General features: G+C 43.1%; 27 protein-coding genes and 3 pseudogenes. 9 read left to right on the top strand and 21 right to left on the bottom strand.

The annotated features are described in order from the left end of the window. Nucleotides 1-67 precede the first annotated feature (67 nt). Together F0232_RS02180 and F0232_RS02175 are read right to left on the bottom strand one after the other, a co-directional pair. Nucleotides 68-430 carry a RidA family protein gene (locus tag F0232_RS02180; RefSeq protein WP_004737330.1) on the bottom strand — a complete coding sequence of 121 codons (363 nt, stop codon included), beginning with the start codon at nt 428-430 and terminating at the stop codon, nt 68-70. A gap of 110 nt (nt 431-540) precedes the next feature. Beyond that, nucleotides 541-1293: a PhzF family phenazine biosynthesis protein gene (locus tag F0232_RS02175; RefSeq protein WP_367613618.1), complete on the bottom strand. Its 753-nt coding sequence runs from the start codon at nt 1291-1293 to the stop codon at nt 541-543. Between the two features lie 204 nt (nt 1294-1497). On the opposite strand from F0232_RS02175, the gene F0232_RS02170 reads away from it, so the two are divergent. After that, nucleotides 1498-1944: a DUF417 family protein gene (locus F0232_RS02170; protein WP_061030823.1), complete on the top strand. Its 447-nt coding sequence runs from the start codon at nt 1498-1500 to the stop codon at nt 1942-1944. A 168-nt stretch (nt 1945-2112) separates the two neighbouring features. Here F0232_RS02170 and F0232_RS02165 read toward each other — a convergent pair whose 3' ends face one another. The 11 genes and pseudogenes from F0232_RS02165 to F0232_RS02120 all read right to left on the bottom strand — a co-directional run bounded on the left by F0232_RS02165 (nt 2113) and on the right by F0232_RS02120 (nt 9352). Further along, complete coding sequence (locus F0232_RS02165) at nt 2113-2865, bottom strand: alpha/beta hydrolase (RefSeq protein ID WP_105058280.1); 753 nt, start codon at nt 2863-2865, stop codon at nt 2113-2115. Nucleotides 2866-2944: 79 nt separating this feature from the next. Then, nucleotides 2945-3421 (bottom strand): GNAT family N-acetyltransferase, encoded by a 477-nt coding sequence (locus F0232_RS02160; protein ID WP_105058845.1) that lies wholly within the window; start codon nt 3419-3421, stop codon nt 2945-2947. Nucleotides 3422-3524: 103 nt separating this feature from the next. Beyond that, entirely contained in the window at nt 3525-4043 is a 519-nt protein-coding gene (locus F0232_RS02155; protein ID WP_105058281.1) for a GNAT family N-acetyltransferase, read from the bottom strand. Between the two features lie 90 nt (nt 4044-4133). Then, on the bottom strand, nt 4134-4301 hold the full coding sequence (locus F0232_RS02150) for a hypothetical protein (protein ID WP_171750658.1): 168 nt from the start codon (nt 4299-4301) through the stop codon (nt 4134-4136). Between the two features lie 94 nt (nt 4302-4395). After that, nucleotides 4396-4752, bottom strand: coding sequence for a hypothetical protein (locus F0232_RS02145; RefSeq protein ID WP_105058282.1), 357 nt, complete (start codon nt 4750-4752; stop codon nt 4396-4398). 58 nt (nt 4753-4810) lie between these two features. After that, entirely contained in the window at nt 4811-5464 is a 654-nt protein-coding gene (locus F0232_RS02140) for a DJ-1/PfpI family protein (RefSeq protein WP_105058283.1), read from the bottom strand. Nucleotides 5465-5588: 124 nt separating this feature from the next. Continuing rightward, nucleotides 5589-6044 carry a GNAT family N-acetyltransferase gene (locus tag F0232_RS02135; RefSeq protein WP_105058284.1) on the bottom strand — a complete coding sequence of 152 codons (456 nt, stop codon included), beginning with the start codon at nt 6042-6044 and terminating at the stop codon, nt 5589-5591. A 19-nt stretch (nt 6045-6063) separates the two neighbouring features. Beyond that, nucleotides 6064-6414 (bottom strand): hypothetical protein, encoded by a 351-nt coding sequence (locus F0232_RS02130; RefSeq protein ID WP_105058285.1) that lies wholly within the window; start codon nt 6412-6414, stop codon nt 6064-6066. Nucleotides 6415-6553: 139 nt separating this feature from the next. Beyond that, a pseudogene (locus tag F0232_RS25235) lies at nt 6554-6676 on the bottom strand (AraC family transcriptional regulator); the annotation flags it as partial. Nucleotides 6677-6738: 62 nt separating this feature from the next. Continuing rightward, nucleotides 6739-7986: a RidA family protein gene (locus F0232_RS02125; RefSeq protein WP_105058286.1), complete on the bottom strand. Its 1248-nt coding sequence runs from the start codon at nt 7984-7986 to the stop codon at nt 6739-6741. A gap of 481 nt (nt 7987-8467) precedes the next feature. After that, entirely contained in the window at nt 8468-9352 is an 885-nt protein-coding gene (locus F0232_RS02120; protein WP_105058287.1) for an AraC family transcriptional regulator, read from the bottom strand. A gap of 193 nt (nt 9353-9545) precedes the next feature. On the opposite strand from F0232_RS02120, the gene F0232_RS02115 reads away from it, so the two are divergent. The 6 genes from F0232_RS02115 to F0232_RS02090 all read left to right on the top strand — a co-directional run bounded on the left by F0232_RS02115 (nt 9546) and on the right by F0232_RS02090 (nt 15516). After that, entirely contained in the window at nt 9546-10694 is a 1149-nt protein-coding gene (locus F0232_RS02115; protein ID WP_105058288.1) for an iron-containing alcohol dehydrogenase, read from the top strand. 234 nt (nt 10695-10928) lie between these two features. Continuing rightward, nucleotides 10929-11675 carry an amino acid ABC transporter ATP-binding protein gene (locus F0232_RS02110; protein ID WP_032553986.1) on the top strand — a complete coding sequence of 249 codons (747 nt, stop codon included), beginning with the start codon at nt 10929-10931 and terminating at the stop codon, nt 11673-11675. Then, nucleotides 11675-12472 carry an amino acid ABC transporter permease gene (locus tag F0232_RS02105; RefSeq protein ID WP_105058289.1) on the top strand — a complete coding sequence of 266 codons (798 nt, stop codon included), beginning with the start codon at nt 11675-11677 and terminating at the stop codon, nt 12470-12472. Before F0232_RS02110 ends, F0232_RS02105 begins: the two co-directional genes overlap by 1 nt. A gap of 12 nt (nt 12473-12484) precedes the next feature. Beyond that, complete coding sequence (locus tag F0232_RS02100) at nt 12485-13294, top strand: transporter substrate-binding domain-containing protein (RefSeq protein WP_061030815.1); 810 nt, start codon at nt 12485-12487, stop codon at nt 13292-13294. A gap of 138 nt (nt 13295-13432) precedes the next feature. Next, nucleotides 13433-14356, top strand: a complete 924-nt coding sequence (locus F0232_RS02095) for an amino acid ABC transporter permease (RefSeq protein WP_061030814.1) — start codon at nt 13433-13435, stop codon at nt 14354-14356. A 215-nt stretch (nt 14357-14571) separates the two neighbouring features. Beyond that, nucleotides 14572-15516, top strand: coding sequence for an ADP-ribosylglycohydrolase family protein (locus F0232_RS02090; RefSeq protein WP_105058290.1), 945 nt, complete (start codon nt 14572-14574; stop codon nt 15514-15516). A gap of 199 nt (nt 15517-15715) precedes the next feature. Here the strand turns inward: F0232_RS02090 and F0232_RS02085 are convergent, their stop codons facing one another. Further along, nucleotides 15716-17722 carry a TonB-dependent siderophore receptor gene (locus F0232_RS02085; RefSeq protein ID WP_105058291.1) on the bottom strand — a complete coding sequence of 669 codons (2007 nt, stop codon included), beginning with the start codon at nt 17720-17722 and terminating at the stop codon, nt 15716-15718. Nucleotides 17723-17742: 20 nt separating this feature from the next. Here F0232_RS02085 and F0232_RS02080 point away from each other — a divergent pair, with 20 nt between their 5' ends. Continuing rightward, complete coding sequence (locus tag F0232_RS02080) at nt 17743-18951, top strand: AraC family transcriptional regulator (RefSeq protein WP_105058292.1); 1209 nt, start codon at nt 17743-17745, stop codon at nt 18949-18951. Nucleotides 18952-18968: 17 nt separating this feature from the next. Here F0232_RS02080 and F0232_RS02075 read toward each other — a convergent pair whose 3' ends face one another. Further along, complete coding sequence (locus tag F0232_RS02075) at nt 18969-19859, bottom strand: LysR family transcriptional regulator (protein WP_105058293.1); 891 nt, start codon at nt 19857-19859, stop codon at nt 18969-18971. Nucleotides 19860-19960: 101 nt separating this feature from the next. On the opposite strand from F0232_RS02075, the gene F0232_RS02070 reads away from it, so the two are divergent. Continuing rightward, entirely contained in the window at nt 19961-20572 is a 612-nt protein-coding gene (locus F0232_RS02070) for a LysE family translocator (RefSeq protein ID WP_105058294.1), read from the top strand. Nucleotides 20573-20624: 52 nt separating this feature from the next. Here F0232_RS02070 and F0232_RS25230 read toward each other — a convergent pair. From F0232_RS25230 to F0232_RS02045, 6 genes and pseudogenes are all read right to left on the bottom strand, one after another. Further along, a pseudogene (locus tag F0232_RS25230) lies at nt 20625-20753 on the bottom strand (Tat pathway signal protein); the annotation flags it as partial. Further along, a pseudogene (locus F0232_RS02065) lies at nt 20749-21779 on the bottom strand (DUF1800 domain-containing protein). The pseudogenes F0232_RS25230 and F0232_RS02065, both read right to left, overlap by 5 nt. A 140-nt stretch (nt 21780-21919) precedes the next feature. Further along, a complete protein-coding gene (locus tag F0232_RS02060; RefSeq protein ID WP_105058295.1) occupies nt 21920-22351 on the bottom strand; it encodes a GNAT family N-acetyltransferase in 432 nt (143 codons plus the stop codon). 42 nt (nt 22352-22393) lie between these two features. Further along, complete coding sequence (locus F0232_RS02055; protein ID WP_105058296.1) at nt 22394-22888, bottom strand: GNAT family N-acetyltransferase; 495 nt, start codon at nt 22886-22888, stop codon at nt 22394-22396. Nucleotides 22889-22933: 45 nt separating this feature from the next. Then, nucleotides 22934-23356, bottom strand: coding sequence for an N-acetyltransferase (locus F0232_RS02050; protein ID WP_105058297.1), 423 nt, complete (start codon nt 23354-23356; stop codon nt 22934-22936). A 93-nt stretch (nt 23357-23449) separates the two neighbouring features. Further along, a complete protein-coding gene (locus F0232_RS02045) occupies nt 23450-23788 on the bottom strand; it encodes a zinc ribbon domain-containing protein YjdM (protein WP_008216181.1) in 339 nt (112 codons plus the stop codon). Nucleotides 23789-23854: the final 66 nt, after the last annotated feature.

The following is a 23854-nucleotide window of genomic DNA, read 5'->3' as shown; positions in this document are numbered from 1 at the left end:
CTGAGTGGCTTTGTTTTATCTGCTCGGTACTTGTATCGGCGAAGCTTATTTCTACCGATAGTTCGGCTTATTGAAACTTTTCCCCAGCGGCAACCATGAATGACATTTCAACCAACAGTTCAGGATTTGCCAGTTCAGCTTTCACACATGCGCGGCTAGGCGCACACCCTTCAGGAAACCATGCTTCCCACACTTCATTGAGTGCATCAAAGTTAGCAAAATCCGTTAGGTAAATAGTGACCGACAATACGCGAGATTTATCGCTATCTACCAGGCTCATCATCTCTTCAGCTTGCTCAAAGATTTGTTGAACCTGACTCTTAATGCCCGCAGATGTGTCTGACTCAGCAACTTCAACAAAGCTTGCAATACCATTAAAAACAGTCACATCAGACCAACGCTTGGTCGGGTTAATTCTATGAATCTTCACTTGCTATTCTCTTCTTATTGTTAGGATCTACATCAGGGTAATCTAATCCAAATCCCTAATATTGAAAACAAAAACTAGATCGTGCTATCGGTCTTAGGTTCAACACACTTTCACTGACGGCATTCAACTCTCGCGGAGACGACAATCGAAGAGTTGACTCCCTTCTCGACTTCAAAATAACCACCAGCACTCGAAAGCTGACGAACTGAGAGTTTGTCTTTTCCTAACTTATCGAACCAATATGGAGCCAGTGAACATTGCGCAGATCCGGTTGCTAAATCCTCTGAAATGCCGATCTTCGGTGCAAAATAACGAAGTACATAACCGTCATCCGAGCTTTGGGCGGTCACCATCACAGCATGCAGCTCATTGATTTTTTTATACTGTTCAAAGTCAGGAGTAAAATTCCTTACTGCTTCCTCTGAATCCAACACTAACACTAAATCTCTTGTCGAGAATACATCGACAACGGGCTGATTCAAATCCGACAGATCAATTGGAGCATCGCTCCACTCAACATAAGATTTACCATTCCAGCTTGGCAGTTCCAATCGAGATAAGCCGTCTTTTCTAGAAATCACGACCTGTCCATAATCACTGTTTAAAGTAACCTCTTCAAACTTATACCGCTCGATCAAATCAGTACCAGCACCCAAACTACCATGACCACACAGGTTTATCTCACCATCTAATCCAAACCAACGGATGTCGAACTGACTTCCCGATTTCTTCACAAAAGCAGTAATAGGCTGGGCTAGTTGATGTGTTATTTCTAGTAGCTCTGAATCTGCTAACCATTGCTCTAATTCAACAACCCCACAAGGGTTCCCTTTCGCCGACTCTCCACTAAATACATCATATATAAGTGCTTTGATAACTTATCTCCTTGTACCGTCGTATTAAGCTCTTAATAAAAACTATCATTTCATTTTCTTCAAATAAACCATTGATACATATAACATTAAAGTGCCAAGTGTAATGATTCATAAACAGAAGTAATACTCTCACAGTGAAATTAATTTTGCACTAGTGCGGTCATGTGTAGAACTTATTAATGGAGTACTTTTATGCATGTTCAAACCTATGATTTAAAACAAAGCAACTTCGGATACAACCTTGGCGTGATAGGTGTCGCGTTGGTGTTAGCTTGGATTGGAATTTATAAGTTTACGCCTACCGAGGCGATGTTGATTGAGCCTTTAATTGCAAACCACCCAGCAATGAACTGGCTTTACAATTTATTCTCAGTCCAAGCCGTGTCTAATATGGTTGGTGGTGCTGAAATCATTGTCGCGATCGGACTGATGATTGGATTTAAGAAACCGCAAGTCGCATTTTATTCTGGCATTGCTGCGACGGCTATCTTTGTTGTGACACTTAGCTTCCTGATTACAACGCCAAATGCTTGGAAAGTATCGGATGGCATCTTAGTCACTAACTTCTTCCTAGTGAAAGATGTCCTGTTTTTGGCTATCGCGATTAGCGTAATCGAACGTAACAAACCTCAGAAGTAACCGTAAATCTATAAGTGGCCGTAACTAGAAGTAACCTTAAACCTTGAAATAAAAAGACTCGAAGCTGGCTAGAAGGACGCTGCCAGCTTCTTATATATAAGTCGATAATCGATTAAGTCGGTCGTCTATTCCGAATACAGATATCAAGCCCTAATGAATTAGATGTTTCTACTCAATTTTTACTCTCAACTCTTCGCACTCTAATCCATCCAAAAAGCCAACAATAATGTCATTCGTACTTTGCTTCGCGAGATTAGAGCCATAATCACTTAAATCCATATGCTTAGAGTCTGGAATCTCAACAACACAACTACCATATTGCTTTTGCTCTGATTCAGTCGGTAGTACACCCTCTTTGGTAGGATATTCAGTTGCTCGAATGGAAAGCACTCGGATATTTTCACTTTTGGGTAAAGTGACTCGTTTGTGGTCGAGCGTAATTAACTGAGAAACATAACTTTTATTTTCGTTACTCAACCATGTAGAAATGTCGCCTCCGTTCGAATGCCCGACTAAGGTTAACTTGTCAAAATCATAAGCAGGGAAACGACTCGCTAGCTCATGTTGGAGGACATTGAGAGTCTTTGCCCCTCGCGTCCAATTCTCAATTCTTGTCTCATACAAGTCACCAGTCTTCGATAAAGGAGGATCACTTGGTAGTTCGTGATCGACATAAATGGTCATGTAATCCCTATCGTTGAGCATTTCTCCAACAAAACTATATTTGGTGAATGGAACTCGATTACCAGCACTAATAAAAGCCACGTCACACTGCTCTGTCGTTGTGCAACTTTCAGAGTCCTGAGGTAAAACAATCTCTACAGGTATATGGCGATCTCTTTCCGAGTCAACAATAACCATCGATTCCGCCGACGTAGGCAAAGACAGAACACCTAAGATAGCGCCCATTAAATATTTCACATAACACCTTGTAATACTTATAAAGTTAATAGGTTAGAATCAAGATATATGTCCCAAACCTCTACCTCATCATTAGGTTTTACTCTTCAATACCATCATGATTGAAACATTGTCTTGTTACCAAGCCCCACTTTTCGTCTTGGTACTGGTCTTCCACATATTTACCTGAGGTGTAGTCATTAACGACTTCTCTCCAGAACTTAACAGCATGATCTGCGCCCAATACTTGCTTAATCTCCCAACTGCCTTTTAGGTGTTCAAACAGTTCAGAGATAAACTGCTTCCCGACTTTATTTTTTCGAAAATAAGGCACCACATAGAAATCACAAATCTCAAACTCGTTTGGCGCTTTGGTTTCAATGGCGGTTAATGCAGCAGGAACTCCATCAATGTAGAGTAAATAACCCGTTACGGCATCACCAAGCGTCGGGTAAATCTCAAACAAGCCATACTCGTCTGGTTTGTCTCCGATAATCTTTGAAAACTCAGCCGCGTAGCCCTGATATAAATTCGCGTATACCTGCTGATTACCACTATAGACTGTCACAATGTTCATAAACTGACCTCTGTATTGTTTCGCACCACAATGGTGTGAGCTCATCTTTCCGAGCCTATTATCTCATTGATTATAGGAAAAATAATAGATATCAAATACCCACTTACACGGATATTGCCTGGCGGTAATAGTTGGCATTCTGTTGTTGTCCTTTGAATACTGCGTAATTTTGGACACGCTCAACTAGCTCGAAACCCGTATTTGTTAGTACTTTATTTGAACCGACATTACCTACTAATGCATAAGCATCAATATATTTTAGGGTTGAGTGCTTAGACAAGTAGGTTAGCAGCTTTCTGACCGCATTAGAGGCGACACCTTTAGAACCAAAAGCTCGACCAACCCGATAGCCGAGCTCCCCGCTTTCACCATTTTTGCTGATATCGCGAACGTTGATTCTTCCACAAATAACGCCGTTAGCGTCCTTAATTAGCATCGGGATCAACTCACCATTTTGGTATTCCTTGAGGAGGCGCGTAACTTGGTCGGCAACCCCTGAATCAGAATAGAAACTGTCATCCCTAGCAGGAACAAATTGATTAAACCACTCTCTATTTTCGAGTTCAAATTCGAAAAGAGGACCAACATCACTTGGTTGAAGTAAGTGTATAGATATATCCATAAATAACTCTACAAGGCTCCCTTAAAGTACTGTTTTTCAGATTTCGAACTCTCTGTGTTTCTATCTAGGTTGATGGGAGTTAACCATCGCTCAGAGTATTGGCGTGACCAAAAGCAATCCCATTACCGCCATAGATAACAAAGCACCACTGAAAAAACTCGGTGCATGAAATGGTCGAACTTTTGATTTAACGACCTCTCTCTCAATCGCTTCTTGGTAAGTTTTAACGGAGAGTTCCTTAACGTAATTACTTTGCATAATAAGCTCCTTCTGAATAAGTAAGAGAAGCTTAAGACTTGAAGTTAGGTTGAGGTAACGCGAAAAATCATGTTAATTCACACCGTTAAACGAGTTACTCCAAAATCACCCTAAAAATGTCGTTGTTCACGCCACCCACATCTACTAACTCTCCAGTTTTCATATGAATTGACGTGTTTAATTGTCGAGTCGAACGTGGCTCTTTCGTTTCTCGAATCACAAGCATATCGACCAAGTAGCCAGAGTCTTGCTTTCGTACTAAGCCCGAAAAAGTCACACTTTCAGCCCTATCGGCGAGTACTGAATTAAATGTTTTATCTTCTAATACGCCTGCGGAGATGGACGTCTCGCCATAAAACAACGTGATACTTGTTGGGTCAGGTTGTATAGCTTCATTGGACGCGCAGCCCATTAGAGCTAGGCACAACATTAAAATAATTCGAAATTGCATAAACTTGTTTTTCGTTCTCTCGTTAAACGCTTTTTTGTAAAAATACCATGACGATGATTCAAACCACTGCGCCTTTCAGCTCAGCTTCTAGTGATTTATTGTGTAAGTTGTCAGCCTCTGCGGACTGGATGGTTCCAGAGATAAGGTCTTCGAAGAGATCTAACTGCCCTGCGGGGATGAGTTGATTTTGTATCGCCCTACGTTTGTTTGAATCAAATAACCGCTCTGCCACCCAGCCGATTAAGTAGACCAGAGAAAGACACCCACCAGCTGTAGCAATATTGCCTTCGATGACTAAAGGCAGATCTTGAACGTTGCCACCCATTGCTTCTAATGTTGGTTTTGCATGCGGGTTTGTTGTAAGCCTCTTACCTTTAAGTAAACCGAGTTCGTGCAACACAAAAGATCCCGCACAAATCGACCCGATTAACTGCTCGCTCGGATCCAGCTGTAATGAGTTCATGAACTCCGGCTCTTTCAATGCAGCCGGAATACCGCGATAACCACTTGTGATCAGCACTACATCTTGCTGCGCAACCTCACTCAAATGGCCATCGGTTTTCACCGTCATCCCCAAATGTGAGCGATGCTCAGGCTTGGTTCCAAGAACCTTAACCTCCCAAGAGTCTGTCGTTCTTCCTAATAAGTCATACATCAAGAAGAAGTCTACATCGGTGAAGTCATCAAATAATACGATTCCGACTTTGTACATAATACATGCCCTTGTTGATTACTCTCGATAGATGAGAAGCGTTAATAGTGAAGCGATTCATAGAAAGGTGATATTAACCACCACATACTTGAGGTCAAACTCGAACCACAATTATTTATGGCCCCTAGGTAACAGCGACGAAATTAGACCATTTTCTTTTGACTTCGGGAGTCAACGCTAGAGTAAACTCATAACCTAAGTGATTCTCACGTGTTATTTCAAACCCTAATCGCTTATGAAACTGCACCGACAGTTCATTTAAGCGTAAAACATTGCTTACTAATACCCTTGAATCACGATCTTTCAGTATGTTTACAATGCCACGAAATAGAGCAAGAAAAGCGGCTTTACTTCTGTAGTCTGGGTGCACCACAAACATAGGGACAAACCACTTGCCATCGCCTAAATCACTTAACGTGGTGTAGCCAATTAGCTTATTATGTCGCCGATATTCGACAAGCAGTCCTTGTTCCATCGATTGGGTGCGCGATGCTAAATACACATCTCTATCGATTGGAAAGCCCGCTTCTTTTGAAATTGACTCCAATGTCATCACGTCCAGTTCTAAATATTCTTGCATTACTGCCTCTTACCTGTACTTAAAAGAATTGCAGAACAAAACACGCAATAAACGCCGGTAAGCCAGCAATGAATAACACTAAGCCCGTATGATAATTCATTCGGTAGTGTTCTTGTTGGTCTTTAGCAAAATCGTGCCCGTCGACCATTTTGTAGACTTTGTCTGTAATAGGATCATCTAAGCGCGTTGTTTTACTATGAACGCCTCCCTCCCACAGAAGTTTTGCCAAAATCCAAATGACAATAACGACAAAAAATAAAAAGTCGACCAGTTGAGTAGAAGCAAAGAAAGGAAAAAACTGCGACAGCACATAAACGACCATTGCAGCCATCAAATTGATAAGCACCACTTTCTTTAACAAATCGAGCAAATGAACCTCCTCCAGAATCTTAGTACCCAGTAACAGGTATTTATAAAATTTAGATTTCTCGGTCAATCAAAAATTATGCGCAAGATTGCACTATATGAAGTGCCGCATGTTTAACAACCTTTATTGCTGATAGGAAGCATTACACCGCTCGTGGTGATGTATTGAGGTGACGCTTACATTCGCGCCCAACTTGTGATGAATTAGAGTCATTGATTCGGTATACACTGTCGCTTAATCGCAGGCCTTCAAACTGAATCAGCTCTAATTCCAAGTTAGGAACTAGAGCCGAAATTTCAACACTGTTATCGATGTATGTAACGATGTTTAAGCAACAATGTCTTGTGGAGGTGTACCTTCGCAGTTAGAAACGACGGCATCAATTTGAATTAAAGCATTCATAGGAATCTTAGAAACCCCAACCACCGTTCTTGCCGGTAAGTCAGCCTTAAAGAATGTCGTATAGACCTCGTTCACCGCGTCAATATCTGAAATATCTTTAAGTTGAATATTGATTTTCACCGTATCGTCTATGCAATGTTCAACACTTTCAATGATCGCCTTAATATTCTTAAGACACTGTTCAGCTTGCTCTTTAATACCACCAGCAACCACTTCATTGGTTTTCGGATCTACAGGAAGTTGACCTGAAATATGATTGTAGTGAGAGAAAGCAACGGTGTGTGAATAAGGCATAAATGGTGCGTCAGCAGTGTTATTTGCTTCAATAACCAGTAAGCAAGTATCCTCTGGTAGTTGTGGCGGTGTGCCATCGCCATGTGAAACCGAGGTATCAATTTGTACTAAAGCGCCCATTGGTAATTCAGATGCCTGTACAACCGTTCGCGCCGGAACATAACTTGGGAAGAACTTGGCACAAGCTTCGTTTACCTTTTCTGCATCTTCGATATCATTTAGGTAAATCGTGGTTTTCACCACATCATTCATAACATGGCCAATGCTTTCTAGAATCATTTTAATGTTTGCTAAACATTGAGTTGTTTGCTCTGTGATTCCACCTGAAACCAACTCACCAGTATTCACATCAATCGGTAATTGAGCCGAAAGATTATTGTAGTGAGAAAAAGCCGCAGTCTGAGTCGATAAAACACTCTGAGGGGCTTTATCCGTGTTTCTTGATACCTTAACTAACGCACATGGTGCCTGTGGTGTTGTACCTTCACCATTTGAGATAAGAGCGTCCATTTGAACTAGCGCATCGCTCATTGGTAGAGCGGCAACACCAACCACAGTGCGTGTCGGAAGGCTATTACTAAAGAAGCCCTTATAAACTTCATCGATAGCTTCCATATCGGAAATGTTCTTAACGAAGATATTAATTTTCACCACATCATCCATTACATGGTCGATGCTTTCAACAATCGCTTTAATATTATTCAAACATTGCGTTGCTTGATCTTTAATATCACCGATGACTATTTCACCTGTTTTAGGGTCAATAGGTAATTGAGCAGAAAAGTTATTATAATGAGAAAAAGCAACTGTTTGTGTAGATACATTGTTTAGCGGAGCATTTTCAGTATTTCTTGAAATTTTAATGATATCGCTACTCATCGGTGTGATCCTTTTAATAGAATAAGAATACGTATTTATATTGACAATCGTATTGGAATGAATAATTAAAGTAGCGCCATGTTAGGTGAATAACTTTGGGTTGAACGTGACATGCATCAGACTATCACTCAACTAATATTCAGTGACTTATGGGATAATTAGTCATCGAAAGACTAATTATCCACGTAACTTAGGTTGGAGGACTACTCATCTCTCTCTATTTTTAAGTATATCCAACAATATTGAATACTTTCCCACATAATATAATGGGTAAGTTATTAAATTTAGTTCGTGTTTGTTAGCTTGTTCACACTAAAATACCCTCACCGATGAGTTTTATAAGTTAACGCCTTATTTCCATGCATAAACTTTTAGGCTATCTAACTAATTATTTTAAATAGCTTGTTTTATATAGTTACGTTAATAATATGTTTAATAAAAATATCACCTGTTTCAGAACATAGATTGCGAGGAAGAAAGACTACACCGCTCGTGGAGTAGTATTGAAATGACGCTTAAATTCTCTGCTGAATTGAGATGGACTGGAATAGCCAACTCGGCGCGCGGCATCGTTGATTCGTAGGCCTTCTAACTGGATCAGCTCTTTGGCTTTGTTGAGCCTTACCTTCTTCAAATATTGGAGTGGTGATTCGAAGGTGACGTTACGGAAAGCATTATGGAAAGCAGACACACTCATATTCGCTTCATCGGCTAACGATTGAACAGTAATGGTTTGGTCATACTCTTCATGCACTTTAGACAATGCTTTGGCGACGCGTGCGTAATGGCCATCATGATGGGCTAAATCAAAGAGTACGCGGCCCTCAGAGCCAGTTAAAGCGCGATAAACAATCTCCGTCACCATTGCATCGCCCAGAATGTTGGCTTCAATATCGCAATGCAGTGTCTTTGCCAACCTTGTAAAACTCTCTAGCATCGCCGTTTCCATTCGAGTGGACTCTAAGCCACTCGAATTCTGTTTGTGCTTGTTACAGTAACTCTCCAGAAAACCTTGCTCTTCGAGCTTTTTCACTAAGCTATGTAAACGCTGAGAATCTATGTTGATCGACAAACCCAATAACGGCTCACCATCAACCGGTAACGCTTCACATTCCAGTGGCATTGGCACCCCCACCACAAGGTAATCACCAGCCGCGTAAGTCACGGGCCTGTCGCCTATGTAGATATTCTTTTTACCCTGTCCAAGCATGATGATACCTGACTGATAAGTGAATGGTTGGCGCTGATTCCCACCACTACTGCGATACAACCACACACCCTCAATCTCTGTTTGTCTGATCCCTTCAAGGTCATCCCAACCTTTGAGTTCAACGTAAGATTGCAGTAACTGAGCGAGTGTATTCATAACAGGCGATGTTCCATTCAAAGAGTGATGTTGGTTTGCACAAAAGCCCAAAGAGAATATCAATTATGTAGAAATAGGCAATTAGTTTGGAGAAATTGACCTTCACCACCCTAATTCCGTGTACTAATATGCAAATATAGAAATTGAGCACTACAACAAAATAAAAATTTTAGCTTTACACAAGGAACTGACGATGCAATTTACCTATGTTAACCCTACTGTTATCCACTTCGGCCAAGGTCAAATCAACGCTATCAGCCAAGCCGTTGATACTTCAAAGAAAGCGCTTGTCATCTACGGTGGCGGTTCAATCAAAAGCAACGGTGTTTACGACCAAGTAGTCGCAGCTCTTAAAGATCACGCTTGGATTGAGTTTTCTGGTGTTGAAGCAAACCCAACCAAAGAAACATTAGACAAAGCAGTCGCTATCGTTAAAGAAGAAAACGTAGAATTCATTATCGCTGTTGGCGGTGGTTCAGTAATCGATGGTTCGAAATACGTTGCAGCAGCAGCGAAATACGACGGTGACGGTTGGGACATCCTAACAGGCAAGCACCAAGTCACCGAAGCAACGCCAATCGGTGCGGTACTGACGCTTCCTGCCACAGGTTCTGAATCAAACATGGGCGCAGTAATCACTCGTAAAGCGACTCAAGAGAAGCTGGCTTTCCTTAACCCTGCGGTCCAACCTAAGTTTGCCGTTATGGACCCAGATGTAATGAAGTCTCTACCAGAGCGCCAGTTGGTGAATGGTCTGGTTGATGCTTGGGTTCACGTTTGTGAGCAATACATCACTATGCCTGCTAACGCGATGGTTCAAGACGGCTACGCAGAAACATTGCTGAAAAACCTTCTTGTACTGGGTAAACAATACGACGAGCGTGATAACGACGCATGGCGTGCAAACCTAATGTGGACAGCCAACCAAGCGCTAAACGGCCTTATCGGTACTGGAGTTCCTCAAGACTGGGCAACGCACATGATTGGACATGAGTTCACGGCATTGTGGCATGTCGACCACGCACGTTCTCTAGCCATTGTTCAACCTTCACTACTTCGTAACCAGATTGAAGCGAAACGCACTAAGCTAGAGCAGATGGGGCGTAACGTATTTGGCCTAGAAGCGGGCGCAGATTTAGCAGAGCGCACTATCGACGCTATCGAAGCCTTCTATCACAGCCTTGACGTAGCAACCATGTTTGATGGCTACGAGGCGAATAAAGAAACGGCTATCGACAATGTGGTTGCACAGCTAGAATCACACGGCTACCTACAACTTGGTGAGAACCAAGCGATCACGCTAGAGAAAACTCGCGAGATTCTAGAGTCTGCAATCCATTAATGGTTAAAATTAAAGCAAAGAAATCAAATTTTTAAATAAAATCGCGATAATTTAAAAATTTATTCAGCGAAACTGAACCAAATTCTTTGACCTTGCGTATACCCTCAAGCAGCGTCCTAATCCGGCGCTGCTTTTTATTTGCCCTACAAGATGCTATTAAATTCTCATAAGTTCCTAATTTTATGTGCAATCACATTTCTATATTGTTAAGGTAAACCTGTCTCTTTACTAGGTATGAACAACGATTTGAACAATCTTAAGGAAATGGTTAAGTTTAAGTCACTTAACAAGTGGTATGGTGATTTTCATGCCCTAAAGGATATCGATCTTAATATTGAACAGGGAGAGATTGTGGTGATTTGCGGACCATCTGGTTCGGGTAAATCCACTCTTATCCGCTGTATCAATCAGCTAGAACCGTTCGAAAGTGGCGAACTTTCCGTGTTAGAACAGTCACTTCCCTGCAAGTTCAACACACCAGGCCAAGTTGGAATGGTGTTTCAGCACTTCCATTTATTCCCCCATCTTACTGTGCTCGAAAACCTGACTCTGTCTCCTATTCGTACGCTCAAAAAAAGCAAAGAAGAAGCAGAGAAAACCGCCATGCATTATCTCGAGTGTGTACACATCGCAGAGCAAGCGAATAAGTACCCGGCTCAGCTTTCAGGCGGCCAACAACAACGTGTAGCAATTGCGCGCTCTCTTTGTATGAAGCCAGAACTACTACTATTTGATGAACCGACATCTGCCCTTGATCCGGAAATGATCAATGAAGTACTGGATGTAATGGTCGAACTGGCAAGTGAAGGCATTACCATGGTGTGCGTGACACACGAAATGGGCTTTGCAAAACGCGTTGCCGACCGAGTCATCTTTATGGACGAAGGACAGATCGTGGAATCAAATACACCACAGAGTCTGTTCGAAAATCCTCAACACGAACGTACTCAAGCGTTCCTAAATCAGATTCTGACTTACTGATGCTGCTCAAAATAGTTAAACCCGCCCTCTCTGCCTTGGTACAAATTGTGGTACTTGCGGCAGCCATTGTTTGGATCCTCGACTCAGGTGCTCAGGCGATGGGATACAGCTGGCAATGGGATCGAGTACCTGACTACATCGCTTTCTATGAAGATGGTGAATGGTGGCCTGCAGAATTGATGGAAGGACTACTCGTTACCATCAATATCTCTCTGATTTCTTTAGTTGCAACACTGGTGATTGGCTTAACCACAGCCCTATTGCGAAACTCCAATTCAGTCGTTGGTCGCACGCTAGCCACCAGCTATGTGGAATTGATTCGTAATACACCATTGTTGGTACAAATTTACCTGCTCTATTTTGTATTCGGCCCTGTAATCGGTCTGGATCGCTTTAGCACAGCTGTTTTAGCTTTGGCACTTTTTCAAGGGGCATACACCGCTGAGATATTTCGTGCTGGGTTAAATAGTATTTCTAAAGGACAATTTGAAGCTGCTCAATCTTTGGGCTTATCAAAGGCCTATACTTATTGGGATGTGATTCTTCCTCAAGTGGTGCAACGTACGCTACCACCTCTTACCAACGAAGTGATCTCCCTTATCAAAAACTCTTCGATTGTGAGTGTCATGGCTATTTTCGACCTGACAACCGAGGCCAGAAACATTGTTTCTGAAACTGCGATGCCATTTGAGATCTGGTTCTCTGTGGCGATCATTTATCTTGCACTTACACTTTCACTTTCTGCCGTTGCAGCTTGGCTTGAGCATAAGCTCGGAGCCAACTGGCGAACACAATAAGGATTTATCAGCATGAAGCTATTTAAAACCGCTATCACTGCTTTACTTGCGCTTGCCGTAAGTTTGCCTGCACTTGCGTCTGAAACGCCTAACTTAGACAAAATCAACGATCGTGGTTCCCTACGTGTTGGCATGTCGACTTTTGTTCCTTGGGCAATGCGTAACAAACAAGGCGACCTTGTCGGCTTTGAAATCGATGTGGCAAAACGCCTTGCTGAAGATTCAGGCTGGAAAGTTGAATTTGTACCGACAGCATGGGATGGCATTATCCCTTCACTGTTATCGAATAAGTTTGACGTAATCATTGGCGGTATGTCGATTACTGAAGCGCGCGCTAAGAGTGTTCTTTTTACTGAACCATACTCTCACTCTGGTGTTCAACTGGCGGCTAACAAAGAGCTAGCAGAAGGCTTCAGCAAGATTTCTGATTTCGACTCTCGCCGAGTGAAAATTGCAGCTCGTCGTGGTGCCTTCACAGTTCAAGTGGCTCGTGAAACCTTCCCGAAAGCGAAAGTACTTCAGTTCGATGACGACGCTCAAGCTTTCCAAGAAGTACTAAACGGCAATGCACACGCGGTTATCGCTTCAAGCCCTAAGCCAGAGCACGAAGCGATCAAGAACGCTGACACGCTATTCATTCCATTTGATGAACGTCTATCAAAAGGTAACGAGGCATTTGCTGTTCGCCTAGGTGAAACGGACAAAGCTGAGTTCTTCAACGAGTGGATCAAAGCTCGTACTGAAGACGGTTGGTTGAAAGAGCGTTACGAGTACTGGTTCTCTACTCTAGATTGGCAAGACCAGATTGCTCAAGGTCAGTAATCGATAGCTAATTAGACGCTAAATAACCAATCAAGGCAGTACCTTGCTGGTACTGCCTTTTAAGAAACACCCGAGATAGCTATAAACTCATAGCCACTCTCACAGCATATTAATTATCATTGTTTAAACAGGAATGACGTGAGTAGTACTAGCGCATTATCAACGCCCAAGCCCAACCTTCACACCAAGCCTTGGTATCAACGCCTCAATCTATTAGATGGAGTGTTGTTTGCCATCATTTGTGCGTTCGCAGGTTGGCTTTATTATCGCTCTGCTGTCGGCATTAACTATCAGTGGCGATGGGAAGACGCGTTCACGTTAATCTTTATTCCACCTTCTCAAGGCAGTATTCCATATTTCTTCCAAGGCTTGGTCGCAACATTGCGTTTGAGCTTATGGAGCATGGTGTTAGCGCTCTCTTTCGGCACACTGTTAGGAGTAGCAAGACACTCTAAGATCGCTTTATTCAAAACACCGGCGCTGCTTTTCATCCAATTGGTTCGAAATATTCCACCACTGGTTTTTGTGTTTATCTTTTACTTTTTTGTCTCTAACCAACTGATTCCTTTACTTGGTTTAGAAACCCTTTTGCGTGAACACAATGGCGACATCAACCAACTGCAAGCTTTTCTATTTGGCCCTGCCAACCTTTGGGAAAACTTAGCTTCTGGCGTTATCTGTATTGGTTTGCTCTCTTCGGCGTATATCGCTGAAGTGATTCGCGCTGGCTTGGAAAGCATTCCGAAAGGGCAATGGGAAGCTGCGGACTCACTTGGTTTGTCCGTCTTCTCAAAATATCGATATGTGGTTGGTCCGCAGGTATTAACCGCGATTACCCCACCTTTGGCTGGCCAAGCAATTTCGTTGGTAAAAGATACATCGATTGTCTCTCTGATTTCGATTCAAGAAATGACCTTCGTTGGCACCGAGATGGCCAACTCATCCGGTTTGATCTTTGAGATCTGGCTGATTGTCGGCGCGGTTTACTTCGCGTTATGCTTCACTCTCTCGCGCATTTTCAGAACCATAGAGCACCGTTCAAGTGCTTATCTCAACCGCTAATTTGCACTAGTCATTCGGTTGCTTCTGTGGCACTTCAGTAACCTCTGCTTGCCCTTAGCCTATAATATTCATCAGCTTTTCCTGATTGGTTTAACTCATTGACCAATCAGGATTAATCGTTTCAAAACTCTCTTCTAAAGCACAGCAAACCCTTCATTTAAACACTATACTTTGAATACTAAATCCCATCGGATTCTCTCAAAGGTCAAACCAACATGGATAATCATAAAGAAAGAGCATTTTATGCCGTTGTCGGCGCATTAGTTGGGGACGCTGCCTCTATGGGGCTGCATTGGTTATATGATCAAGAGAGGATCATACAGGTAGCGGGTTTCGAGCCTGAGTTTCGTTCGCCAAACGAATCCGATTATCAAGATAAAGGTTATTTTGCTCACCAAGGAAAATCCGCAGGCGACCAATCGCAATACGGTGCTCAACTATTAGCAATGGTCGATAGCCTAGTCGACAATCAACACTACGATGAAGCAAGTTACATCAAACATTTCCGCTTCTGGTTTGATTTCGGCGGCAGTTGGCAAGGTTACATAGATAAAGCGACGCGCATGAGCTTGCTGAACATCCATCAATTAGAATTAGCAAACGCCCCTATTACTTCGTGTGGCGCTGACGACACGCAATTGCCTGCAATTTCAAAAATCATCCCTTTAGTGGCTTGTACCTATACGTCTCACACCTTACCAGCAATGGTTGAAAGCGCGGTTCGAGTCACTAATAACAACGATAAAGCAGTAGAATGGGCACAAGCCATCACCCTACTGATTCAAGCTGCGATACAAGGTAATTCGCCATTACAATCCGTAGAAATGGTAAGACAGACCTGCAGCAGGTTTATACACGATCAAATCGATGAAGCCCTCGCAGAGCCTGAGCTTTCAATAACTGACGCGGCAAAGATATTTGGATTGCATTGTGAATTGAGTGCCGCATTCCCCTTGCTGATTCGCATCATTGCTGGCGCTCAGAGCTTTAAGCAAGGTATTCGCGACAACATCTTATGTGGCGGTGACAGCTGTGGGCGGGCAATAGTGATTGGCGCAGTATTAGCGGCTTGTTTCTACGAAGAAGACGGTGCGATTCCAAAAGAATGGCTTAAGCAAGTCGAGCTAAATGGTGGTGTGTTATCCCTGCCCATTGAGTAGTGTTTTGGAGCCTGAGTAACCGTTCTGGCAATCAAAAACTAAAGCGCCTCTCGATTCCTTGCTCGAGAGGCGCTTTAGTTTTCACTATTCACTTCAACGAATGGCTTAAACGGATAGCTTCAGCTTCAGATTATAAACTTCGCGGCTCCCTACGACCGCTGGTTTGTCACTCTGACTGAACCTATTTCGTTCCTCATTCCTAGAACTGATACGCGGCAGAAAGCTTGTAGTTACGACCAGGTTCATAGTCATCGAGGGTAAAGCCCCTCGCCGTACCTGAACGAGATGCGTGTGAGGTATATTGCTCGTCAAACACGTTGTCGATACCAAAGGTGACAGACAATCCGTCCACGGTAGATGGCACCCATTGTGCGTAAAGGTTATGCACGTCGTAACCTTCTTTGATTGGCTGACCATCAAATACGTTGTCTTCATCCTTAACAAACATCGAATTCCAACCAAAAATCGTTTCCAACGCTTCAGATTGATAGTCCAGTGTTAAAGTGATGCTATCGCCCATATCAATACTACGACCATTTCCACCTGCGACAGCGCCGCCTGTGTCTTTGTTTTTAGTATCTGAACGTGCATAAGAAAGTTTACTGTTAAACATCTCGTAGCCGTAAGACAAGCTTGCTTCAAAGCCTTTGATCTCCACGTCGCCTAAGTTGTAAATCAAGTAACTTTGGCTAGCACGCTGGTACTCTTCGGCAATGTAATCATCAATATTGGTTTGGAATACAGTTAGGTTCGCGCCAACAAAGTGATCATCAATACGCTTGTCGAAACGCACGCCACCTTGTGTGTTCTGCCCTGTTTCAGCTTTGATATCATCCGCTAAGTACGCAGCATCTTGATACGCAATAAAGGTCTCCATCAACTCTGGGCCTTTAAATAACGAACGTGTGCTCGCAAACAGCGTCCAATCTTGTGTAACGTCCCATTGCGTCGCTAGAGACCAAGTTACGTCATCGAAATCGTCATTTCCTGTCTCTGCTTTACGCTGATAATCATCAAAGCGAATACCCGCTGTGATCGAGAAGGCTTGAGTAAAGTAGAACTGGTCTTCAACAAAAAGCGCGGTAGAAATGGCCGACTCATCCATAAACTTACTGCTGCCGTAATAACTGCTTGATGACTTGTCCATGTAATCAAAACCGTAGGTCGCAACATTATCAAACGACATCAAGCGATAGTCCGATTGGAACTTAGCATTCAAGCCAAAGTTTTGGTTCTTCGCCGTGTTGTTAGACAAGCGATTCGACGGCCAGCGTGGTGCCATGACACTTTCATCGCGCTTAATTTCAGTTTGAGTGTTGTAAAGCGTCACGTCCCCTTGGTGAGTATCGCCACGAAGCTCATAGCTTGCAGTGACGGTGTCACGGTCGTAATCGGTTGGGATCAGAATATCGTTAGACAGGCCTTCATTCGCGCCACCCGACATATCCGGGCGCGGACTGTAATCGCCGCTATCGCGGTAGAGATCATAAGCGAGTTCAAAACGGTGCAAGTCGCTCGGTTCAAAACCAATCTTACCTAGAATATTGTATACATCCCCTTCTGAACCAAAGGTTTCATTGCCATCGCCATCCTTAAAATCGTCACGGCTCATGTAGTGGCTGTAGAGCATGGCATCAACGTTATCCGATAGTAAGCCATACACAGTTAAAGAGCCTTGCTGACTTGCGTTAGTGGCATAGCCTCCATAAACACGAGCTCCGAATCTCTCGTCGTAACGAAGCAGGTCTTTTGCATCTTTAGTTTCAAACAACACAGAACCACCGAGTCCATTTTGCGTGACTGAGTTGTTACCTACTTGAATATCGGCCGATTTCAAAATATCTGGGTTAAGCGTGAGGTTGCCAATGTGGTGAAACATGTTGGCGTGCTGAGATGCTCCATCAAGTCGAATATCGAGATCCGTTTCGCTCAAGCCACGAATCGTGATTCTTTGGTTCACCGAGTGCGTTCCCCCAACATCAACTCCCGGAATCTCACGCAGTAGATCCGACATATGGTCAGCTTGTTTGAGTGACATATCATCGTCAATGATCGATTCTGTGTTACTAGATACCTTCGTTCCCCACACCACCACTTCGTCAAAGTGCGATGTGTTCTCTTCTGCTATCACAGGGCTACTATACGCACTGGCTATTGCAATACAGAGGGCTGAAAGCTTGATTGTTGAGCTGACTGGGCTTTCCATAAATTCAATCCTAGATGTAAATGATAATAATTCGCAAACATGATAGAGTTGTAATTTATAAATGCACAGATGATTTGCTTATGCGAAAACGCACAGCTGTTATGAGGAAAGGTCAAATGGGTGAAGTAACGTCAGAGCAAACTAAACTTGCCGAAACGACTGTGGCGAAAGCGAATGTGATAGCCAAAAAGTCTACATTAACCAAGAAGGTCGCTCTCACTAAAAAGTTAGAACAGACTGAAAAGCAGATCATCGTGACACAAGGTCAAACTAAGCAGACTTCACTCGCTGAGGGGAAATTTCTTTCTTACCAATACAATGATCAGATTTTTGTGCATGGTGGCCGCTGTATTGAATTGGTCGACAGTAATATCGTATCTACAGCCCACTCCGCTATTTTGATTACGATTCTTCTCGAAGGAAAGCTGATCTTTGGCTACGACGATTTAGAGTTCGACCTCGATGCCAGCAATGGACCACAAGGCGTGGTAGTGAACTTGGTCAAACCAGCCAACTTTAGACGCTCGTTAATTCAAGAGAACAAGATGAATAAGATCAACATCTTGGTTAAGCCACAATGGGTAGCACCACGTTTAAGTGACCACTGTTCAAGTAAATCATTCTTAGATTCGCATAAGGCCTTTTACGATGTGCAGTTCAACGCTGACATCATTCAACTCGCCAATACACTCACTAGCCAAGCGACACCTGCCAACTTCCAAGACAAGCTTGTCGTAGAGACGTTAACCCAGCAGTTACTTGCTCAAACCCTGTCGCAAATGCCGATTCAATGTTGCCAAAAGTGTACCTCTGAGGACAATAACACTCGTCCTAACGGTACGGATCAGCACGTTGATTTTGCCCAAAACGATAACCAAGTTTCGGCTGAAAAAGGGTTCGATGCCAAGATTGAAGACATCATCAGCTACATTGAGATAAACCTAGATCAACCGCTCAGCCTAGAAAGTATTGCGAGCAAATTCTCGATGAGTATCTCCAACCTTCAGCGTCGATTTAAGCAGTCTTACAATCTAACCATCAACGGCTATATCCGACACAGACGCCTAGATATCGCGCGACAACACTTAGAACGAGGCTTGGTATCAATCACTGAAGCAGCCTATGAAGCGGGTTATCAGCACCCTTCTAACTTCACCAATGCATTTAAGAAAACGTTTGGTGTTCCACCTCATGCGCTTGCGAAACACTCTGCATCAAGGGGGAATTAGCTTCTGACGTAAAGAATCTATTTGTTTTTAATAACTGGAACACACTGCGATAACTCGCTCTTCAACCAAGCTACGAATGAATTGCCTGACTCATCCTGATTGCTATCTTGCGTGAGCAATATGTACTGGTGACCAGAAGGTACGAAGCCAAACGGCGCGATCAAGTTACCTCTTTCAAGATCGTCGGCGACAAGTGGATAAGACCCAAGCGCTATGCCTAACCCATCGACAGCCGCCTGAAAGCAAAAGTAGAAGTGTGCAAATGTTTGGTTCGCTCGAGCATTAGACCACTCTCCACCATTAACTTTATCTTTAGTGATAGCACCCCAACGACTCCAAGCATCTGGCCGTGTACTGCTATGCAGTAATTTCACATCATCTAAGTTATCTTTTACCTGATGCCAATAATCCGGGGAACACACAGGGCCTACCCACTCTTCAACTAGCGGTATCTGTTCGTAACGCTCGGTTAATTTAAAGTCATCTCGGCGAATCGCCATATCGAGTCCTGTCGCATTCAAGTTCACAGGCCCACCAGCAGTCGACAAACGAACATCAATACCTGACTCAGCGTAAAAGTCGCCTAAACGAGGCATCAACCAACGCATGGTTAATGTTGGTTCACACGACACCTCGAGCGCATGGTTTTTCAGTTGGTTAAGCTTTGTTACGCCTGTATCCAAAGCCTGAAACGCTTGCTCTGTGTAGCCCTTGAGTAACTCACCCTCTTTGGTCAAACATACATTACGCCCCTGCTTATAAAACAGAGTATGAGCCAGGTGATTTTCCAGAACCTTGATCTGTTTGCTCACCGCACCATGGGTAATATTGAGCTTTTCTGCCGCTTCGCTGTAACTCATCGAATGCGCGGCGACATGAAAAACATGAAATGCTTTAAGATGCCTCATGTGTGATTATTTCTCACAGGTTAATGGAATTCATTTCGATTATAGGTAGCAAATAAAAACCATACAATGGCCGCTCATCAAATAAGAGAATTGGAGTATTTATGGAATGGTTGAGCTTAGCGGTGTTAGGGCTATTAATTGTTATAAGTCCTGGTGCTGATTTCGTTTTGGTTTTGAAGAACAGCGTCAACCAAGGAAGACAAGCCGGTATTTGGACAGCATTAGGGGTTAGCCTAGCAATTTGCGTTCACATTAGCTATTCGATGCTAGGTATTAGTTACTTAATCTCACAGAATGAACAGATTTTCGACATCATTCGATACGCAGGTGCCGCTTACCTTGTTTACTTAGGGATTAAAGGAATTATAAGCGCAGACAACAAACTTGCCCCTATGGAAGGAACGACGCAGAGCATCAGTGTTTGGCGTTATTTAGCCCAAGGCTTTTTGTGTAACGTACTCAACCCTAAAACCATGTTGTTCTTCTTGAGCATCTTCAGTCAGGTCATTTCACCTGACGCTGAAAACCAACATATCGCACTCGGTTACGGGCTTTACATGATTGTCCTTCACGGCTTGTGGTTTGGAATTGTTGCAGTGTTATTTACTTCAAATACGCTCCAAAAACACTTGTTGAAAGCCAAGAAAAGGCTCAATCAAGCGTGTGGATTTGGCCTTTTAACATTCGGGGCATTATTGGCGGCTAAGTCTTAAACCACATGCAAAACTGTGCCCCTAAGACCACAATCTAAAATTCAAAGCCACTTCATATCATTTGAAGTGGCTTTACCATTTCACTATCAGGGAAGATGGTGTTTAACTGCTTCGTATTTATAGATAGGTGCTCGCCAAGCACACCTTTAATTACGCCTCGCATGTCAGTCGTTGGTTTAAGAAATATCGGCACTACGAAGGACGGCAAATAGCCACTCTTTCGGAGGTCTAAATCGATTAGGATTAGGCTCACTCGCCTGCTCGCTGCTCAGTAACAAGCGGTAAACAGGCAGCAAGTCACCATTACCTTTTAAGTATGCAGCAACCATCTGTTTTGAGAGAGCTTTAGGTGTGTCACCAATAAAATGCAGGCAAAGCTTATCAACCAAATGTTTGGCTGTGTCTTGGTGGGTAGCTAGGGCTTGTAAACACGACTCCCCTTGCAAGACACCTGACTGGGAGTAGGATTTTCCAAGTAAGGTATGCGGCCTGGCTCATGCAGGTTATTGGCGAATCGAAAACCAGCATTTGGGGATTGGAATTTAATACCCCACCCCGAAATCGCTTTTGCCAAGGCAATCACATCCTGTTGGGTATAGGAGCCATCAACACCAAGAGTATGAAGCTCTAGAATTTCACGAGCGAGGTTTTCATTGAGCCCCTTATCAAGGCGCTTACCAACTTTTGAGTTAGGTCCAATGGAGAGTTGATTATCAAGATACAAAAGCATGGCTGGATGCTTTGAAGATGCCATCAACATGTCGCCAAAGTTGCCATTCCAATGCTTGCGAACCATATCGTTTTCAATGCTTGCGGCTAAGGGCATCAATTTTCGATTATCGACCGAAATGGCAAAGTGATTGCTCCAAAACTGAATGATGCGTTCTTGGAAACCATATGGCGTTTCAACGCTTTGCAGGTGGCGAGCTTGAGATTGTTGTCGATAATGAGTTCGAAGAAACGACTGTGCCTCTCTCTTCATTGCTTGCATCTTTTGCTCATCATCCTTGGCTTTCTTTCGCTGTTCACGATTTTCACCAATAGTTATGAGAATAGATTCGGTTGTGGGTAAAGCTTGAATGGACTGATGAACTAATGGCTTTTTATCCAACTGTTCTAAAGGGGAATAATAGGTTTTCTGTCCCAATCTAGGCCCAAAACCAAACCTCTGTTCATCCAAGATTTTTGAAGTTGGGTAATAGTTCATTGCACACTCCCTTACGCTCAATCTGTTCTAAGTGTAATCGCTTAGTCATCAAGCATAGGGAGCTTTACAAGCTTTTACGTTAGATGGGTGTCAGGAGCCTATCAAGTTAAAGACACGGTGTGATCATTTTGAATGGGTGTCTATTTGCGCCACATATACACAAACTGATCGTTTTGCGAGGTGATTTCAAAACCAAATCGGAGATATAACTCCCCAACACGGTTACCTTGGAGATAACACAGCTCTACTGGCTTATTAAGCTTTGAAGCGTGAGTTAAGCAATCAGTCAAAACTTGGCTTCCAATCCCCTTGCCATGATATTCAGGCAGCAAGAAAAATCGACAAAAGTAGAAGTGCTCACCTTTGTCTTGCAGCAACACACTGCCAATGGCTTTGCCTTGAAGTTCAATAATCTCAGGCCTTTCTTCTTCCCACTCTTCGGCGTGTATATCTCGCTGGACTTGTTCATCCCAACCAAATACGGCTTTGATCGGTTCGAACTCCGCGGCCTTTTTAAGCTCGAACAGAAATTCATAATCTGATGACTGAGCGGGCCTTGTTGAATACTTCAAAATATCTCCAAAAGTCACTAGGGCGTCTTGCTTAAATCAGGTTTATTTAGGGTCTAGTTGATATCGCAATACTTCGTGTTTGTCTTGCTCTGAATAAAACGTACTCAAGAACCGACCACCACACTTCTCAATCACTTTTTTCGAAGCAATATTGCCACTTTCACAAGTAATGATAGCGCTTTCTGTTAGCGCATGATGTTGTATCCAAGACAACATATAGCTAGCAACACCTCGCCCTCTAGCTTGGGGCAAAGTTTCATAACCTATGTGTCCGATGACGTCATAGATGTAATCAGTCGTTCCATGACGAACTCGAATCACACCAAGGATCTCGGCACAGTCGATACAAAAATAGGTAGAGGCTGGAGTCCAACCTTCTGGCAAGCCTTCACCTTTAGAATAAGCAATACGCCTTTTTAAATAAGCGTCACTGCTATCAGAAATACCAGTGTAGATATCAAGCCCATCTTCAGCACAAGCATTCACATAATGATGAAAGGCTGTTGAATGCGATAAATCGGCTTTAACTATATCCATGTCGTTTTCACTCCTACTTAATGCTTGTCTGACTGTACGCTGAGGCTAAGCTAAACGCATGAAGTATTCTTGATGTCCTGTATGTTCATCAGTTCGTTCGCGAACAATTTCAAAGCCTTGGGAAAGGTAAAATCCAATACTTGCTTGATTCTCTTTGTACACACTCAAAGACAGATTCGGGCACTGCAGCTTGGCATGGGTCATGAGTTGTTTTCCGATACCACACCCCTGCTCTGTTGGGCTCACAAAGATCGCAGCTAATACCTCCTCATGGAGCGAATAAAAACCACGAACTTGGCCACCGTTCAGATAAACATAGGTTTGTGATGCGGGAAGGTAGATATTACGCATATTGCACACTTGTGACTTCCAAAACTCAGGCGCTATAAAATCATGCGCCTTAATGGAAGCCTCAAGCCAAATATCTAAAACGGTATCAGTGTCGGCTGCTCTGTATTCTCTAATCATTACTCTGTACCTAGTGTTATTCATCTTCTAGAGAGTATGCCGAGAAAGCTAAGTGAAGCATTGAACATTTACGACAATCGCACAAAACATAGATTACTGTTTTTTCACGTACTTCGCGGTTACTAACATTTCACCGCCACCATCCAGTTTGCAATCTAACTGATGGTCTTTACCTTCGTTGATGCGGCGAATCACAGCTTTGGTACCAATTTTTAGTACGCTAGAGCTGCCTTTGACTTTTAGGTCTTTGATGAAGGTAACTTTATCGCCAGTCTCTAGCACAACGCCATTAACGTCTTTCACTCGCGCAGCTTCTCTTTCCAAACGTTCTTCTTCTGGATTCCACTCATAAGCGCACTCAGGGCAGATTAAGTTGTTTTGGTCTGGGTAAACATATTCAGACTGACATTGCGGGCAAGGAGGTAAAGACATACGTTACTACTTCATTTAAATGGAATTTGTGTCATCTTAATGACTCTTGCCATGGTTAGCGAGCAC

The organism is Vibrio sp. T3Y01 (assembly GCF_013114525.1).
GTDB classification, from domain to species: Bacteria; Pseudomonadota; Gammaproteobacteria; order Enterobacterales; family Vibrionaceae; genus Vibrio; species Vibrio chagasii_B.
Note: the sequence above shows the minus strand (reverse complement) of the source record. Positions and strands in the feature narration are given on the sequence as shown.

What these genes read in the sequence shown, in the direction of transcription:
- F0232_RS02170 (WP_061030823.1), top strand. Translation starts at nt 1,498, where the DNA reads ATGCATGTTCAAACCTATGATTTAAAACAAAGCAACTTCGGATACAAC.
- F0232_RS02160 (WP_105058845.1), bottom strand. Translation starts at nt 3,421, where the DNA reads ATGAACATTGTGACAGTCTATAGTGGTAATCAGCAGGTATACGCGAAT.
- F0232_RS02155 (WP_105058281.1), bottom strand. Translation starts at nt 4,043, where the DNA reads ATGGATATATCTATACACTTACTTCAACCAAGTGATGTTGGTCCTCTT.
- F0232_RS02150 (WP_171750658.1), bottom strand. Translation starts at nt 4,301, where the DNA reads ATGCAAAGTAATTACGTTAAGGAACTCTCCGTTAAAACTTACCAAGAA.
- F0232_RS02145 (WP_105058282.1), bottom strand. Translation starts at nt 4,752, where the DNA reads ATGCAATTTCGAATTATTTTAATGTTGTGCCTAGCTCTAATGGGCTGC.
- F0232_RS02140 (WP_105058283.1), bottom strand. Translation starts at nt 5,464, where the DNA reads ATGTACAAAGTCGGAATCGTATTATTTGATGACTTCACCGATGTAGAC.
- F0232_RS02135 (WP_105058284.1), bottom strand. Translation starts at nt 6,044, where the DNA reads ATGCAAGAATATTTAGAACTGGACGTGATGACATTGGAGTCAATTTCA.
- F0232_RS02125 (WP_105058286.1), bottom strand. Translation starts at nt 7,986, where the DNA reads ATGAGTAGCGATATCATTAAAATTTCAAGAAATACTGAAAATGCTCCG.
- F0232_RS02120 (WP_105058287.1), bottom strand. Translation starts at nt 9,352, where the DNA reads ATGAATACACTCGCTCAGTTACTGCAATCTTACGTTGAACTCAAAGGT.
- F0232_RS02115 (WP_105058288.1), top strand. Translation starts at nt 9,546, where the DNA reads ATGCAATTTACCTATGTTAACCCTACTGTTATCCACTTCGGCCAAGGT.
- F0232_RS02110 (WP_032553986.1), top strand. Translation starts at nt 10,929, where the DNA reads ATGAACAACGATTTGAACAATCTTAAGGAAATGGTTAAGTTTAAGTCA.
- F0232_RS02105 (WP_105058289.1), top strand. Translation starts at nt 11,675, where the DNA reads ATGCTGCTCAAAATAGTTAAACCCGCCCTCTCTGCCTTGGTACAAATT.
- F0232_RS02100 (WP_061030815.1), top strand. Translation starts at nt 12,485, where the DNA reads ATGAAGCTATTTAAAACCGCTATCACTGCTTTACTTGCGCTTGCCGTA.
- F0232_RS02090 (WP_105058290.1), top strand. Translation starts at nt 14,572, where the DNA reads ATGGATAATCATAAAGAAAGAGCATTTTATGCCGTTGTCGGCGCATTA.
- F0232_RS02085 (WP_105058291.1), bottom strand. Translation starts at nt 17,722, where the DNA reads ATGGAAAGCCCAGTCAGCTCAACAATCAAGCTTTCAGCCCTCTGTATT.
- F0232_RS02080 (WP_105058292.1), top strand. Translation starts at nt 17,743, where the DNA reads ATGATAATAATTCGCAAACATGATAGAGTTGTAATTTATAAATGCACA.
- F0232_RS02075 (WP_105058293.1), bottom strand. Translation starts at nt 19,859, where the DNA reads ATGAGGCATCTTAAAGCATTTCATGTTTTTCATGTCGCCGCGCATTCG.
- F0232_RS02070 (WP_105058294.1), top strand. Translation starts at nt 19,961, where the DNA reads ATGGAATGGTTGAGCTTAGCGGTGTTAGGGCTATTAATTGTTATAAGT.
- F0232_RS02055 (WP_105058296.1), bottom strand. Translation starts at nt 22,888, where the DNA reads ATGGATATAGTTAAAGCCGATTTATCGCATTCAACAGCCTTTCATCAT.
- F0232_RS02050 (WP_105058297.1), bottom strand. Translation starts at nt 23,356, where the DNA reads ATGATTAGAGAATACAGAGCAGCCGACACTGATACCGTTTTAGATATT.
- F0232_RS02045 (WP_008216181.1), bottom strand. Translation starts at nt 23,788, where the DNA reads ATGTCTTTACCTCCTTGCCCGCAATGTCAGTCTGAATATGTTTACCCA.